Source organism: Janthinobacterium sp. 75, assembly GCF_004365495.1.
Taxonomy (GTDB): Bacteria; Pseudomonadota; Gammaproteobacteria; order Burkholderiales; family Burkholderiaceae_D; genus Janthinobacterium.
The window spans coordinates 2,255,771-2,270,258 of record NZ_SORD01000001.1 but is presented as its reverse complement, the minus strand read 5'-3'; the positions used below and the strand labels follow the sequence as shown (position 1 = coordinate 2,270,258).

General features: G+C 62.6%; 16 protein-coding genes. 3 read left to right on the top strand and 13 right to left on the bottom strand.

Features of this window, described 5'->3' with window-relative positions:
* Positions 1–141 precede the first annotated feature (141 nt).
* The 11 genes from flgL to flgB all read right to left on the bottom strand — a co-directional run bounded on the left by flgL (position 142) and on the right by flgB (position 11,126).
* Complete coding sequence (gene flgL, locus C8C89_RS10340; RefSeq protein ID WP_166674705.1) at positions 142–1,383, bottom strand: flagellar hook-associated protein FlgL; 1,242 nt, start codon at positions 1,381–1,383, stop codon at positions 142–144.
* Between the two features lie 51 nt (positions 1,384–1,434).
* On the bottom strand, positions 1,435–3,402 hold the full coding sequence (gene flgK, locus C8C89_RS10335; protein ID WP_133989785.1) for a flagellar hook-associated protein FlgK: 1,968 nt from the start codon (positions 3,400–3,402) through the stop codon (positions 1,435–1,437).
* Between the two features lie 88 nt (positions 3,403–3,490).
* On the bottom strand, positions 3,491–4,417 hold the full coding sequence (gene flgJ / locus C8C89_RS10330; RefSeq protein WP_101482403.1) for a flagellar assembly peptidoglycan hydrolase FlgJ: 927 nt from the start codon (positions 4,415–4,417) through the stop codon (positions 3,491–3,493).
* 10 nt (positions 4,418–4,427) lie between these two features.
* Positions 4,428–5,543 carry a flagellar basal body P-ring protein FlgI gene (locus C8C89_RS10325; RefSeq protein WP_133989783.1) on the bottom strand — a complete coding sequence of 372 codons (1,116 nt, stop codon included), beginning with the start codon at positions 5,541–5,543 and terminating at the stop codon, positions 4,428–4,430.
* 2 nt (positions 5,544–5,545) lie between these two features.
* Positions 5,546–6,196 carry a flagellar basal body L-ring protein FlgH gene (locus tag C8C89_RS10320; RefSeq protein WP_166674704.1) on the bottom strand — a complete coding sequence of 217 codons (651 nt, stop codon included), beginning with the start codon at positions 6,194–6,196 and terminating at the stop codon, positions 5,546–5,548.
* Between the two features lie 50 nt (positions 6,197–6,246).
* A complete protein-coding gene (gene flgG / locus C8C89_RS10315) occupies positions 6,247–7,029 on the bottom strand; it encodes a flagellar basal-body rod protein FlgG (protein ID WP_010400781.1) in 783 nt (260 codons plus the stop codon).
* Between the two features lie 72 nt (positions 7,030–7,101).
* Positions 7,102–7,845, bottom strand: coding sequence for a flagellar basal body rod protein FlgF (locus C8C89_RS10310; protein ID WP_101482406.1), 744 nt, complete (start codon positions 7,843–7,845; stop codon positions 7,102–7,104).
* A gap of 114 nt (positions 7,846–7,959) precedes the next feature.
* Positions 7,960–9,507, bottom strand: a complete 1,548-nt coding sequence (locus C8C89_RS10305) for a flagellar hook protein FlgE (protein WP_101482407.1) — start codon at positions 9,505–9,507, stop codon at positions 7,960–7,962.
* 54 nt (positions 9,508–9,561) lie between these two features.
* Positions 9,562–10,260, bottom strand: coding sequence for a flagellar hook assembly protein FlgD (locus C8C89_RS10300; RefSeq protein ID WP_101482408.1), 699 nt, complete (start codon positions 10,258–10,260; stop codon positions 9,562–9,564).
* Between the two features lie 15 nt (positions 10,261–10,275).
* Positions 10,276–10,677 carry a flagellar basal body rod protein FlgC gene (gene flgC / locus C8C89_RS10295; RefSeq protein WP_071075845.1) on the bottom strand — a complete coding sequence of 134 codons (402 nt, stop codon included), beginning with the start codon at positions 10,675–10,677 and terminating at the stop codon, positions 10,276–10,278.
* A 2-nt stretch (positions 10,678–10,679) separates the two neighbouring features.
* Positions 10,680–11,126, bottom strand: coding sequence for a flagellar basal body rod protein FlgB (gene flgB / locus C8C89_RS10290; protein WP_101482409.1), 447 nt, complete (start codon positions 11,124–11,126; stop codon positions 10,680–10,682).
* A gap of 191 nt (positions 11,127–11,317) precedes the next feature.
* On the opposite strand from flgB, the gene flgA reads away from it, so the two are divergent.
* The 3 genes from flgA to C8C89_RS10275 all read left to right on the top strand — a co-directional run bounded on the left by flgA (position 11,318) and on the right by C8C89_RS10275 (position 12,908).
* The gene (flgA, locus tag C8C89_RS10285) at positions 11,318–12,013 is read left to right on the top strand and encodes a flagellar basal body P-ring formation chaperone FlgA (protein WP_101482410.1); all 696 of its coding nucleotides are present in this window, start codon (positions 11,318–11,320) and stop codon (positions 12,011–12,013) included.
* Positions 12,014–12,123: 110 nt separating this feature from the next.
* Positions 12,124–12,432 (top strand): flagellar biosynthesis anti-sigma factor FlgM, encoded by a 309-nt coding sequence (gene flgM, locus C8C89_RS10280; RefSeq protein WP_101482411.1) that lies wholly within the window; start codon positions 12,124–12,126, stop codon positions 12,430–12,432.
* 8 nt (positions 12,433–12,440) lie between these two features.
* Complete coding sequence (locus C8C89_RS10275) at positions 12,441–12,908, top strand: flagellar protein FlgN (protein WP_133989781.1); 468 nt, start codon at positions 12,441–12,443, stop codon at positions 12,906–12,908.
* A gap of 15 nt (positions 12,909–12,923) precedes the next feature.
* Here C8C89_RS10275 and C8C89_RS10270 read toward each other — a convergent pair whose 3' ends face one another.
* Both C8C89_RS10270 and C8C89_RS10265 read right to left on the bottom strand, forming a co-directional pair.
* A complete protein-coding gene (locus tag C8C89_RS10270) occupies positions 12,924–13,502 on the bottom strand; it encodes a CPBP family glutamic-type intramembrane protease (protein WP_133989779.1) in 579 nt (192 codons plus the stop codon).
* Positions 13,503–13,600: 98 nt separating this feature from the next.
* Entirely contained in the window at positions 13,601–14,458 is an 858-nt protein-coding gene (locus tag C8C89_RS10265; protein ID WP_133989777.1) for a hypothetical protein, read from the bottom strand.
* Positions 14,459–14,488: the final 30 nt, after the last annotated feature.

Here is a 14,488-nt window from a genome sequence, read left to right as displayed (position 1 = left end):
CTATAACAGATAGTCAGGTAGACTGCACAGTTTGCCTGTGTATATTGCAAGAATGGCCAGATTGCAGGCGCAAAAAAAAATGCCGGGGCGGGAGATGCACTCCCTGCCCCGGCTTGCCGGTCATCCTGCGATGCTGGCCGCTTAACTGATGTAATTGAACAGTGACAGGCCTGAAATCGAGGTAAACGATTTTTGCGCCGCCTGCAGGGTCACCTGCTGCTGGCTGAAAGTGGAAATGGCCTTGACCATGTCCAGGTCTTGCAGATCCGACAGGGTGGTGGCGTACTGGATATCGAGGTCGTCGCCTGCGCTGTCGAGATAATCGAGTTCCTTCATGCGGGAACCGACTTCCGCGCGCACGGACAGGACATTGTCATAGGCCGTGTCAAGAATATTATGCGCGGCGTTCAAGCCGTTCGTCAGGCGTGCCTGGCCCGCATCGCCGCTGCCCGGCTGGCCCAGCACGCCGATCAGGTTTTTCACGGTGGTAAACAGCGATTCCTTGGCGCTCGGCTCCAGCGTAAAGCTGTCCTGGTCGGCCGGCTTGCCCGTGATGTTTACCTGCTGGCCGTCGAAGGTAATGGCGTCGCCCGCCTTGTAGGGAATGGGCACGGCGGGATTCGGCACCGTCTGGCCCAAGGTGGCGTCCGTGACGGTGTACGTGGTGACGGCGTCGGTGCCCGTGCCCGTGACCTTGAAATCGATAGAATACTTGTGCCCCGTCAATAGCGACGGGTCCGTCACCGTGCCGCCCGACACGATGCCCGAGCCGCCGCGCGTAAAGTTCGCGGTGGCCGCCGCCGTGGTGAACTTGCCGTTGCCGGTCAGGTTATTTTCGAACACGGTGGCGCCGGAATCGCTGGTAGCGAGGTAGCGCGCCGAACCCACCTGCAATTCGCGCTGACCCTGGTCGCCCACATAGGTGGCGCCCGTCGGTGTTTGGCTGAATGGCTGGGTGGTGGATTTATAGCCGGAAAACAGGTAGCCGCCGGCGCCGTCGGCCGTGTTGGCGATGCCCAGCAAGTCGGTCAGCCGGCCTTCCAGCTCCTTGGCCAGGGTATCGCGGTCGACATCCTTGAGGGCAGGATTACCGGCCTTCAGGACCAGGTCTTTCACGTCGGCGATCAGCGAAGTGGTGCTGGCCAATGCCAGTTCTTCCTGCGACAGGAAATTCTTCGCGTTCGAGCGGTTCGTCACGAACTGGGTATTGATCGATTGCGACTGCGTCACTTCCAGCGCGCGCGCCGAGGCGATCGGATCGTCGGCCGGCGTCAGGTTGCGGCGGTTCGCCGACAGCTGCATCTGCGTACGGTTCAAGGCGCCCTGCAGATTGTTCAGCTGCGAGCTGCCCTGGTCATAAATCATTCGTGTACTGATGCGCATGATGCTGCCCTTCCAGAAAGCCGCCGCGCGCAAGGTCGCGGCAAAAATTGATTAACGTCCCAGGCCGATCACCACGTCGAACAGGGTGCTGGCGATCTGCATGACCTTGCCGCACGCCTGGTAGGACTGCTGGTAACGCAGCAGGTTGGCCGCCTCTTCATCGAGGTTGACGCCGGAAACGGCCTGCTGCTGGGTGCTGACCTGCTGCAGCAAGGCCAGGCTGGCCAGGCCGCTGACCTGTACTTCACGTGTCTTGTTGCCCACGAAGCTGACGGTTTGCGCATACGAACCCTGGAACGTGGCATTGCCCCCATCGAGGATGTTCTTCGTCTGCAAGCCCGCCAGCAGCGCCGCGTTACGGTTGTCGCCCACGCCGCCCGAGTTCGGCGCAATGGTGAATTTATCGCCCTGTGCGGGCGTACCCGTCATGCTGACATTGATGCCGCCAAAGCTGAGGCTATCGCCTTCCGTATACGGGATGTTCGCCGTGCCGGCCGGATAGGTCGTGGTAGCGCCATTCAAGCCCTTGACCGTCACCGCCTGGCCCGGCGGGAAACCCGTCAGCGAGGTGGTCGCCTTGTCATAGGTCAAGGTCAGCGGCCCCGTCAGGGCATTGCCCGGGGTCAGGTATGCCTTGTCGACGGAGCCGGCGCTGAGCTTGCCCGAGCCCGTATTGGCTACCGGCGCCGAGGTGGCGATGGGCGCGGCGGCGGCGATCTTGTTGCGGTCGGTGATCAGCACGTTCAGGCCGGCCGCGCCATTCGCCGTCGGCCTGATGACGTAGTTGTCACCTTGGGCGGCCGTGCCCGAGATCGAGAAATCGACGCCGTCGATGGTTTGCGGCCCCGTTTGCGGATAGGGATTGATGATGGTGTGCGCACCGTCGGATTCGCGCGTCACCACATAGTTGCTGCCGTCGTACTTCAGGCTGTAATCGCTGGCCGTCAGCTTGGTGGGGTCGCTGACCTTGGCCGACAGCACGGTGGTGCTGCTGGCGTTGTTGCCGCGGTCGGCGCCGATCACGGGGTCGGGTATCTTGAAGAAGTCGCCGCCCATGGCGCCATTCAAGTCCTGGCCCAGCTTGTGCTGGTCATTGAAGGTGCTGGCCAGCGCGATGGCCACCTTGCCCAGGGAGTTCTGGACATTGTCCAGGGTGCCGCTGCGGAAATCCAGCAAGCCGCCCAGCGAGCCGCCGGTCAGGGAGCTGTCCGGCAACACGGTGACGGTACTGCCAGTGACATAGCCCACCTCAATGCGGTTCGGGTCTGTCCGCGAAGGCGTGGCCGCCAGTTCAAAGCTGCGGTCCGCCACCACAAGCGGCTGGCCCGCGCCGATGGAAATGGTGACGGTATTGTTGGCAGCGGGCTGCACCGTCGCCTTGACATATTTGTTCAATTCCGTGATCAGCTGGTCACGCTGGTCCAGCAGATCGTTGGGCTGGTTGCTGGCATCGACCGACAACTGGGAAATCGATTTGTTCAGCTCGGCGAGCTGCTTGGCGTAGGTATTAATCACCGCCACGTTCGACGTGATCTGCGAATTGACGCCATCGCCGATCTCCGTCAGGCGCGCGCTCAAGCCCTGGAAACGGGAAGCGAGCGAACCGGCGCTCGACAGCAGCGCCTGGCGCGAGGCGACCGAGGACGGATTGGCGCTGAAATCCTGTACGCCCTTGAAGAAATCCTGCATGGCGGGCGACAGGCCCGCCGTGGGATCGGCCAGCAAGTTGTCGATCTGGCTGATCTGCGTGTAATAGCTATCGAGGGCGCTGGTGGCGCTTTGTGCGGCATTGACCTGGGTGGCCATGAAGCTGTCGTACTGGCGCTTGATCTGCGACACCTCCGTGCCCGTGCCGACGAAGCCATAGCCGGCATAATTCGACTGCGAAGTCTGCTGCAGCACCGTCTGGCGATTGTACCCGGGTACATTCGCATTGGTGATGTTATGCCCGGTCGTCGACAGGCCCACCTGCGCTGCAAGCAAACCGCTCTTACCGATGCTGAGTAGATTCGAAGTCATGGTGTCTTATTGGTTACCGTCAAATGTATTTACGGCAGCCGCGGCGAAAACTTGAAGCGCGCGGCCTGCACATGGGTGGGGACGCGCCTTAACCGACCAGCGAATTCTTGATAATTTTTGTCAATTTGGCAGCGTAATTCGGGTCCGTCGCGTAGCCGGCCTTTTGCAAGCCCTGGGCGAACGTGCTGGCATCGCCCGCGCTGGCCAGCACTTTCTCGTAGCGCTTGTTGCCGGTAATCAACTGCGCATAATCCTTGAAGCTGTCCGCATAGCTGTCATAGGCGCGGAACTTCTCCACCTTGCGCTGCGCCTTGCCATTCACATATTCGGTCGTGACGGCTTCCGTGACCTTGCCCTTCCAGTCGGCCGAGGCTTTGATGCCGAACAGGTTATGGCTGCTGCTGCCGTCGCGGCTGATGATTTCGCGCTTGCCCCAGCCCGTTTCCAGCGCCGCCTGGCCCAGCATGAACTTGGCCGGGATGCCGGTGGCACGGCTGGCTTCCTCCGCATGCACGCCCAGTTTTTCCTGGAAGGCGCGCACATGCGGTGCTTGCGTGGCGTTGGCCTTGTCGCTGAGGGTCTTGCCGGTGCCGGTGGCATTGCTTGCACCCTCGGTGAGGGCGCCCTGCTGCTGGCGGAAGGCGGCCAGCGCCTGCGCCATGCTCGACGAGCGGGGTGACGGCGCTTCGGCGCCGTCGGCAGCCAGCGCCTGGTTCGACGACGACAGTTGGCGGATCAGCACGTCCGCCAGGCCCGTGCCTCGCTTGGCCAGATTCTGGCTCGTCTGCTGGTCCAGCATCGAGGTGTACATCTTGCTTTGCTGGCTATCCATGATGCCGTCCTGCGGCGTGGCGTCGCGCATGCTTTTCATCATCATGTTGATGAACATGGCTTCAAATTGCGTGGCCGCCTCTTTCAGGGCGGCGGGGTCTTTCGCCTTGGCGGATTGGCGCAAGCCATCCATGCCCTTGACGTCGTAGGCGGCGGTATTGCTGAGGTCGGTTTGGCTGATCATGGCGTGCCCATCAAATGATTTCAAGTTCGGCGCGCAGCGAACCGGCCGCCTTCATCGCCTGCAGAATGGCCAGCAAGTCTTGCGGCGAGGCGCCGATGGCATTCAAGGCTTTCACCACGTCGGACAGCGAAGCGCCGCCCTTGACCAGCATGACCTTGCCCGGTTCTTTCTTGATATCGATCTGTGCCGTCTGCGTGACCACCGTGCGCCCGCCCGACAAGGGCGCCGGCTGGCTCACCTGCGGCTCGACATTGATGGTGACGGACAGGTTGCCGTGCGAAATGGCACATGTTTCCAGGGTCACGGACTGGTTCATCACGACGGAACCGGTGCGCGCATTCATGATGACCTTGGCCGCCAGGCGGGCCGGATTGACTTCGATGCTTTCCAGCTGGCCCAGGAAGGTCACACGCTGGTCGCTGCCGCCCGGGGACTGCACCTGGATCACGCGCCCGTCCAGCGCGGCTGCCGTGCCGGCGCCGTAGCGGCTGTTGATGGCGTCGACCACCCGGCTGGCAGTGGCGAAATCGGTAGCATTCAATTCCAGGCGTATCGTGTTGTTGGCGCCCAGCACCGAGGGCACGGTGCGCTCGACGGTGGCGCCGCCCGAGATGCGTCCCACGCTCAAGTGATTGATGACGATGGAGCTGCCGGCCGCCTGCGCGCCCACGCCACCCACCAGCACGTTGCCCTGCGCCATGCCGTACACCTGGCCGTCGGCGCCCTTCAATGGCGTCATTAATAAAGTGCCGCCGCGCAAGCTTTTTGCATTGCCCATCGACGACACCGTCACGTCGAGCAGCTGGCCCGGCTGGGCAAACGCGGGCAAGGCCGTCGTCACCATCACGGCGGCCACGTTTTTCAGCTGCAAGCTGGTGCCTTGCGGCAAGTTAATGCCCTGCTGCTGCAGCATCGCCGCCACGCTCTGGATGGTAAATGGTGTTTGCGTGGTCTGGTCGCCGCTGCCATCGAGGCCGACGACGAGGCCATAGCCCATCAGCTGATTCTGGCGCACGCCGGCGATACTGGCCAGGTCTTTCAGGCGTTCGGCCTGGGCGACGGGCGCCAGCATGGCGCAAGCCAAGCCGCAGGCGAGCAAAAGGCGGGGGAAAGTCAAGGTCGCCATGATCAGAACGGCAACAGGCTGAGGAAGAAGCGCGAGGCCATCGAGGCCATTTCGGCGCGGTCGATCTGGCTGTTCGTGCGGTACTCGACGCGCGCGTCGGCCACCTGGGTCGATGGCACGACGTTGCCCGTGCCGATGGTGTCCGGATTGACCATGCCCGAGAAGCGGATGAATTCCGTGCCCTTGTTCATGGCGATTTGTTTTTCGCCGGCGACGATCAAGTTACCGTTTGGCAATACCTCGATCACCGTCACGCCTATTGTGCCGCTGAAGGTGTTGCTGGCGGACTGGTTGTCGCCATCGGCAAATTTCGTTGCGCCAGTCGCCGAGACGGTGCCGCCGAAACGGCCCTGGGCGATGCCAGGCGTGCTGAAACCCACGCTGCCGGACTTGTTGCCGGAACTGGCGCCCGCCTTGACGGCATTCGTGCGCTCGGTGATGGCAATCGTCATGGTGTCGCCCACGTGGCGCGCGCGGCGGTCTTCGAAGGCGGGACGGTAGGTCGACGGCTGGTAAATGGAACCGTTGCTGACGACCACGGGTTCGGGCATCGGCGCGCGCGTGGTGGTCGGATATTGCACGATCGAGGTGGGCGTGATGGCGCAGCCGGACAGCAGGACTGCGGACAACAGGGCGATGATGGGGTATTGCATGACGAACCTCCGCTGCCATCCGGCTGCGGATGGCATGACGACTATGAACATTAAAGTTGCGACAATTTCTGCAGCATTTGATCGGATGTGGTGATGGCCTTGCTGTTGATCTCGTAGGCGCGCTGCGTCTGGATCATGTTGACCATTTCCTCGGCCACGTTGACGTTCGAGCTCTCGATATAGCCCTGCATCAGCACGCCGGCGCCATTCGTGCCCGGAGTGTTCGTCTGCGCCACGCCGGAGGCGCCCGTTTCCATGTACAGGTTTTCGCCCTTCGATTCCAGGCCGGCCGGATTGACGAAGGTGGTCAGCTGCAGGGAGCCGATCTGCGATGGCGCCACGGTATTGGGCAAGGTGACGGAGACGGTGCCGTCGCGCGCGACGGTCAGGCTCAGCGCATTGGTCGGCACGGTGATGGCAGGCTGGATGACGAAGCCTTCGGAGGTCACCAACTGGCCGTTGGCATCCGTCTGAAAGGAGCCGTCGCGCGTGTAGGCGGTGGCGCCATCGGGCAGCAGCACCTGGAAGAAACCGGTGCCGTTGACCATCACGTCGCGCGAATTGCCCGACGCCTGGGGATTGCCCTGCGTATGGATGCGTTCGGTAGCTACCGTGCGCACGCCCGTGCCGATCTGCAAGCCCGACGGCAGCTGGGTTTGCTGCGACGATTGCGCGCCCGGCTGGCGCACATTTTGATACAGCAAGTCTTCAAACACGGCGCGCGACTTCTTGAAGCCGGTGGTGCTGACGTTGGCCAGGTTATTGGCGATCACGTCCATCTGCGTCTGCTGCGCTTCCAGGCCGGTCTTGGCTATCCAAAGGGAACGAATCATGTTTTTTCTCCAATAACAGCGCTTGCCAGCCCTGTAGACTATTTCTATGTGACCATTATGCGACCGGCTCTATCAATTCAAAGCGAGGATCTGGGTGGCTTTCGCCGCGTTATTCTCGGCATTCTTCAACAAGCTCATTTGTGTTTCGAACTGGCGCGCCAGGGCGATCATGCTGACCATCGAGTCGACGGGGCTGACATTGCTGCCCTCCAGCGCGCCTGTGGTCAGTTTGACGGCCTGGTCGGCTTGCGCCACCGTGCCATCCTTCAGGCGGAACAGGCCGTCGTCGCCGCGCACCAGTTGCTGCTCGGGCGGGTTGACCAGCTTGATGCGTCCCAGCACCGTGGACGGGCCCGGCGGCACATCCGTGGAAATCGTGCCCACCGTGCCATCGCTGGCGATGGCCACCGTGACGCCCGGCGGAATGGCCAGCGGTCCCGTATCGCCCTGCACCATCAAGCCCGATTGGGTCTGCAACATGCCGTTTTCATTGAGTTTCAAGGCGCCGTTGCGCGTATAGGCTTCTGACCCGTCGGCCGACTGCACCGCGATCCAGCCCGCATTTTCCACGGCCACGTCGAGCGCGCGGCCCGTGTGCTGCATGGGTCCTTGGGTGAAATCGGAACCGACCGTCGAATCGACGACAAAGGCGCGCGTCGGCATCATGCCGTCAGCCACCACGGGCACGGCGCGAAACGAGTCGAGCTGGGCACGGAAACCCGTGCTGGTGGCGTTCGCCAGGTTATTCGCCGTGGTCGCCTGCTTGTCCAGGATGTGCTTGGCGCCCGAGCCGGCGGTGTAGATGAGACGGTCCATTTTTTATTTCTCCTGTTGCCTTCAACCCAAGGCAGAAAGCTGGGGTCAGACCCGGCGGGGGAATGCGCCGCAATGCGGCACATTCCGGTCACGAAGTGACTGACTCCCTGATTATTAACGCAGGTTGACCAGGGTCTGCAAGACCGAATCCTGCGTCTTGATGGTCTGCGCATTCGCCTGGTAAGCGCGCTGCGCCGTGATCATGTTGACCAGTTCGGCCGTCAGGTCCACGTTCGACACTTCCACGGCCGAGGCGCGCAAGTCGCCCAAGCCGCCCGAGCTCGGCTCGCCCGTCATGGGGCTGCCCGAGGTCGAGCTTTCCGCCCAGGCATTGTTGCCCAGCGGCTCGAGGCCATTCGGATTGGCAAATTTGGTCAATACCACCTGGCCCAGGTCCCGTGTCTTGCCATTGTTATACTGGCCCTGGATCACGCCATCGGTGCCCACCACGAAACGGCTCAGCTGGCCGGCCGCATAGCCATCGGCCACGGTCCGCTTTTCGCTGGTCGACGAACTGAGCTGGGTGGAATTGGTGAAGTCGACCTTGATCGCCAGGTTCGCGTTCGCGCCCGTGGCGGGGAAGACGGGCAGGTTGACCGTCACCGGCAAGGTTTGCGGCGGCGTCAGCGCCAGCATGGCTGCCTTGTCCAGGCTGCCGACGCTGTTGAACACCAGCGAAGCCGACTTCACGGCGGGCACTTCCGTCACCGAGGCGATATTCTTGTCGATCTGGTCTGGCGTCAGGCTGGAATTGACGCCATTGGGCACGGCGCTGCCATAGGTGGCGCTGATGGCGGCCAGTTGGGCGGGGCTGGCGCCGGCCGCGGCGGCGGCAGTGCGCACGGCGGCGCCGGCCGCATTGCCATAGGCCACGGCGGCTGCCGTGATATTGGCTGGCACCAGCGGCACGGCCGTGACAGCGGACTGGTAAGCGGCGCGCGCGGCGACCGAGGCGGCATCGGTCTGCGCCGCCGCCGCCACTTTCGCGCTGGTAATTTCCTTGCCGTCAGTGGCCGAGTAGACATCCCAGGTATTGGTGCCCGTCTTGACGTAGAAATTGGACATGGTGTGCGAATTGCCCAGCGAATCGAAGACCGGCACGGGGAATTGCTTGGTCCACGACTTTTGCTCGCCCACGCTGAACGGCACCACGGTCGGCATGGCCGAGTTGGAATCGAGGTTGACCTGGGTATCGACCTTGGTAGTCGCCTGCGGCGCCATGTCGGACGGGTCGATCTGCAGCGGCACGGTAGCGCCGGCCAGGATCTTGCCGTTCGCATCGGCCGGATAGCCCGTCAGCTGGGCTTTCTGGGCGTTGATGATAAAGCCGCTCTTGTCAACCTGGAACTGGCCATTGCGCGAATACTGGATGGCGCCGTTCACGCTGGTGCGGAAGAAACCGCCGCCATTGATGGCGATATCGAGCGGATTGGACGAACTCTCCAGGTTACCCTGGTTGAACAGCTGCGCCACTTGCGACACGGCCACGCCGATGCCGGGCTGGTTGCCGCCCACGCCATACAGCGAATTGGCATAGATGTCGGCAAACTGCGCCTGCGACTGCTTGAAACCCACGGTGGCCGAGTTGGCGATATTGTTGCCGATGACGTCCAGCGATTTGGCGGCGCCATTCAAGCCGCTCAGGCCTTGTTGGAAAGACATTGTGTTCTCCTGGTAGAAATTAGGGGTAGAGGGTCTACGCTACAAATGAGCGGCTTACAAAATCTGTTTCACATCGGCCATGGTAATGCTGCCCACGCCCGGTACATTCAACTTCACGCCACCCGCCCCCGTCGACACGCTGGCGACCGAACCGAACATCAGCGCCGCTGCATCCGTGAGCTTGGCCCCGCCGCGCGTGGCTTCCACCGAGAAGGTGTACGCGCCGTCGGCCAGCACGATGGGCTTGCCATCCTTATCGAGGTCGGCGGTGGAACCGTTCCAGCCCAGCGGCAAAGTACCCGCGTCCTGCGGGCCCAGGTCGATGGAATGGACTTGCTTGCCCAAGCTGTCGTAGATGATGACCTTGACGCTGTCGGCCGGCGTCGCCAGGTCCACGCCCAGCAGGGCCGCACTCTTGCTCAGGGTGATGTTCTTGCCTGCTGTCAGCACGCCGTGGCCGATAATATTGGCCGCCTGCATGGATTCAGCCTGCTGGTAGCTGGTTTTCAGCGTTTCCAAAGTGGTATTGAGCTTGTTGACGCCCGTCACCGTGGACAGCTGGGCCAGCTGGCTGGTCAGCTGTGCATTGTCCAGCGGGTTCATCGGGTCCTGGTTTTGCAGCTGGGTCACCAGCAGGGTCAGGAATTTGTTCGTCTCCTCCTCGACGCTGCCCTTCGCGGCCGTCGTCTTCTTCGGATTCATCGTCGCCATCAGGTCGGTGACGGGGCTGGTGCTGGTATCGATGGTTGCCATAATAGTCAGTCAGCCTTATTGGCCGAGCGTAAGGGTTTTCAGGAGCAGCGACTTGGCCGCATTCATGGTTTCGACGTTGGTCTGGTAGGAGCGCGAGGCGGACAGCATGTTGACCATCTCGTCGACCGTATTCACGTTCGGCATGGTGACGTAGCCCTTTTCGTCGGCCAGCGGATTCTTCGGATCGTAGACCAGCTTCATCGGCGACGGATCTTCGATCACCTTCTGCACCTTGACGGCCGTGGCGCCGTTGGCCATGGGCACGGCTTCGAACACCACCTGCTTGGCGCGGTAGGCTTCGCCCGTGGCGCTGGTGGCGCTATCGGCATTGGCCAGGTTGCTGGCCACCGTGTTCAAGCGCTGCGCCTGAGCGCTCATGGCCGAACCGGACACATTGAAAATATTAAACAGCGACATGATTATTGTCCTCCCTGAATGGCCGTCAGCATGCCCTTGATCTGCGAGTTGAGGAAGGTCACGGCCGCCTCATAGCGGATGGCGTTGTCGGCAAAGGCGTTGCGTTCGAGATCCATATCCACCGTGTTGCCATCGACGGCGCCCTGGGCCGGCGCGCGGTACAGCAGCGGCGTGCCGTCGGCCAGGGACTCGACCTTGCCGCCTGCGCCCGCAACTGCAGCCACACCCTTGCCCGGCATATGCTGCGGCGCCGTGCCCTTCAGGGCCGGCTGCACGCCATCCTTGCGCGCCATCGCGCCCTTCAGCGCGCTGGCGAAATCGACATCGCGTGCCTTGTAGTTGGGCGTATCGGCATTGGCGATATTCGAGGCGAGCAATTCCTGGCGCGTCGAGCGCAGGCTCAGCGCCGTCTCGTTGAAGCGCATGTAATCGTCGAGTTTCCCTATCATGTCAGGCTCCGGAAAGATCTGCCACTGGCGCCTGAGATGGCGAAAGGATGGCGGTATAGTGATGACAGGAAACATAGTACGGCGGCCACCGGTAAGGCCATCGCCGGATCAGACTGTACTTTTACCCCTTAATCGGGGCTTCGAACGGGGCGACGCGCACTATCATGGCAGTATTCCAGAGGCCTATCACCATGAAAACACCGCTTGCACTCCTTCTCGCTCTAGCCACCCTGCCAATGCTGGCCCAGGCGCAAAACGCCGGCCGGCAAACGCCGGAAGCGCTGCGCAACAGCGTGGAACAGTTTCTGCAAGTGCAAAGCAATGGCTTGCCGGGAAAAGTAACGATCAGCGTCGGCGCCGTCGATCCGCGCCTGAACCTGGCGGCCTGCCCCGCACCGCAAGCATTCATGGCGCCGGGCGCCCGCGCCTGGGGCAAGACCACGGTGGGCGTGCGCTGCACGGCACCAAGCAACTGGACCATCTATTTGCAAGCCAACGTGGCCGTCGTGGGCGACTACGTGGCCAGCGCCGTGCCGCTGGCGCAAGGGCAAGCCATTGATGCCAGCCAGCTGGTGACGATGCAGGGCGACCTGGCCGCATTGCCGGCAGGCATCGCCACCGACATGGCCCAGGTGGTGGGCGCCAGCACGAATATTTCCTTGCCGCCAGGCACGCCAATGCGCCTCGACACCCTGCGCCGCAAGCCGGTGGTGATGCAGGGCCAGCTGGTGCGCGTCGTTTCCAGTGGCAATGGTTTCCAGGTAGCATCAGAAGGACGCGCCATCGGCAGCGCCGGCGATGGGCAGACGGTACAGGTACGCACGCAGAGCGGCCAGCAGATCAGCGGCGTGGCGCGCGCGGGTGGCATGGTGGAGGTCGCCTTTTAACACGGATAGATAGCGATATTGTAGTCTGGTGCACTAAAGTTCCTGGATAAGATGCCGATAAGAAGTCATATCCCGGAGTTTTTTGACTTCGACCAGACGAGGATCACGCTGTGAAAATTACCGATAACACCATTAAAAGCAATCCCGGCCTGCCGGTGGCGCCCCCGAGCACCTCCGGCGCCCGGAATGCCGAGAAAGCCCAGGCAACACCGACGACGTCGGACAATGTACGCCTGTCGCCGCAAGGACAGGCATTAGCGGCCAGTGCAACTGCCGGCAGCGGCGCCGTGTTCGACACGAAAAAAGTCGAACGCATCAAGCTGGCGATCGCCGACGGGCAGTTCCAGGTCAACTCTGAAAAAGTGGCAGACGGTCTCCTCGACACAGTCAAGGACTTGCTGCACTCACGAAATAGATAGGTTCCCTCATGCAATCAGTGACTCCGTTTTCCAGCCTGCGCGACGAGCAACAGCTCATGACCACATTGCTGGCATTGATGAAAGAAGAACAGCGGCATCTGGTTGCGGCTGACATCGATGCAATCACGGAGCTCACCGCGCGCAAGACGGCACTCGTCGGACAATTGAGCCAGCTGGCGGCGCAACGCCACCAGGCGCTGGCGGCGGCCGGTTTCACGGCCGCCGAAGCGGGCATGGAAGAGTGGCTGGTCGGTGCCAGCGAAGCCGAGGCGGCGCCCCTATGGAAAGCCCTGCTCGAGACCACGCGCGAAGCCAAGGAACAGAACCGGTTGAATAGCCTGCTGGTCAACAAACACATGTTGCACACGCAAGGCGCCCTGAACGCCATGCGCCCCACGGCCCAGAGCGGCAACTTCTACGGCCCCAGCGGCCAAGCAATGACGAACACAGCCAGCCGGCGCGTCGTCATCGGCTAAGTTTTCACGCGACGCTCACGACGCCAAACCCGGAAACAGCAGCGACAAGCACAGCAATAAACCATTGCTGCAAGCATGCGCCGCGGCGGCCGCCACATACGCGGGCGCCGGGCCCATGCTGCGCGCCGTCAGGTAGCTGGCTGCGAACGTGCATCCGCCAATAAAAGTGATGGCCGCGTGCAAGATCCCGGCACCGTTCACGACATGGAGCAGGGAAAAAAGTGCCGCGCTGGCCAGCAGGCTGACCGCAGTGCGCACCTTGTAACGGCGTAATATCTCCAGCGGCAGCCACTGCCCGATGAGCGTCTCGAACAACGGCGCCCAAACGACGGCTATCCAGAGTATCGTCGCCGTGCTGGCGTCTTTCAGGGACGCCGCAGCGGTACCACCCAGTTGCTGCGAGGTGAACAGGGCCACGGCAGCCAGTGCCAACGGTACGAAGATGAGAAAGTTGATGGCGCCCACGGTCACCCCCAACATCAAAGCGCCCCGCATGGGGTGCGCTGCCATGCGCACCCGCAAGGCGGCCAGGCTGGCAGCCAACTGCGGCAGCGGAAAATTCCTCGCTTTCAGCATCCGTGCATGTCTCCTCATGGCGCATCCGCCCCTCAGGCAGGCGTGCGGCCATCATAGCGCGGCGGCATGGCGTCAAACAAGGCTAATTATTGCAAAACATGCATGCTCTCCACGCCTCAGCCATGCGCGGCACGCCCCGTATGCTGGCGAAATTTCGCCGCGATGGCTTGTCCCTTCGCTGCCGCGGCGGCCTGCTGCGCCGGCGTCAGCTCGTTTTGCAGCCAGTGCCAGTATTCATCCTGATACGGATTGGTGGTGCCGGGCGCCAGGATGTCGTCGTACACCATGCGCAGGGCCAGCAGGTAGCCATACGCTTGCGGGGCATCCTTCTGCACCACCTCGCCATCGCGCAGGTAGGCCATCATCAGGGTAGCCACGCTGCTCAGTTCAGCGTCATCCGCCTGCGCCGTCAGCTGGGCAATGGCTTGCCGCTTCCATGCCTGCACCAGCGGATCGTCAGGACGGTTGCGCAGCGCGCTGCGGTCGCCGAACGGCCCTTCCCACAGGAACAGGGTGGCAGCGCCCGGCACACCCGCCTTGGCGGCGGTCGCCAGGTAGGCCAGGCGGTCCTCGCGCTGGCGTTGCGTCAGGCCCCCGCACAGCTGCTGCTGGGCGGCTTTTTCTTCCGCCGTCATCTCGCGTCCCAGCTCGAATTCCAGCCCCGGCAAGCGGCTTTCGCGCTGGAAAACAATGCAGTCGTCGATCAGGTTGAAGGCCGCATACGCGTCTTCCGCCCTGCCGCTGGCAGCCAGGCGTTCGAGCCGCTGCGCCAGGGACACGACAACGGGCGCGGCATCGGCGACGGGGCTGGCATCGATATTCAAATACGATGCCAGGCTGCGCCCCGGTGGTGCGCTGGCAGCAGCGATGGCCACAGATTGCGGCGCGCCGCCGTCGGGCGCGGGCCAGTACACGAGCGCCAGCACTGCCGCGATGGCAGCGGCAGTGGCGATGCCGGTCAGCTTGCTAATCATGATGAGGTGGCGCGCGTGGATGGGAAACGC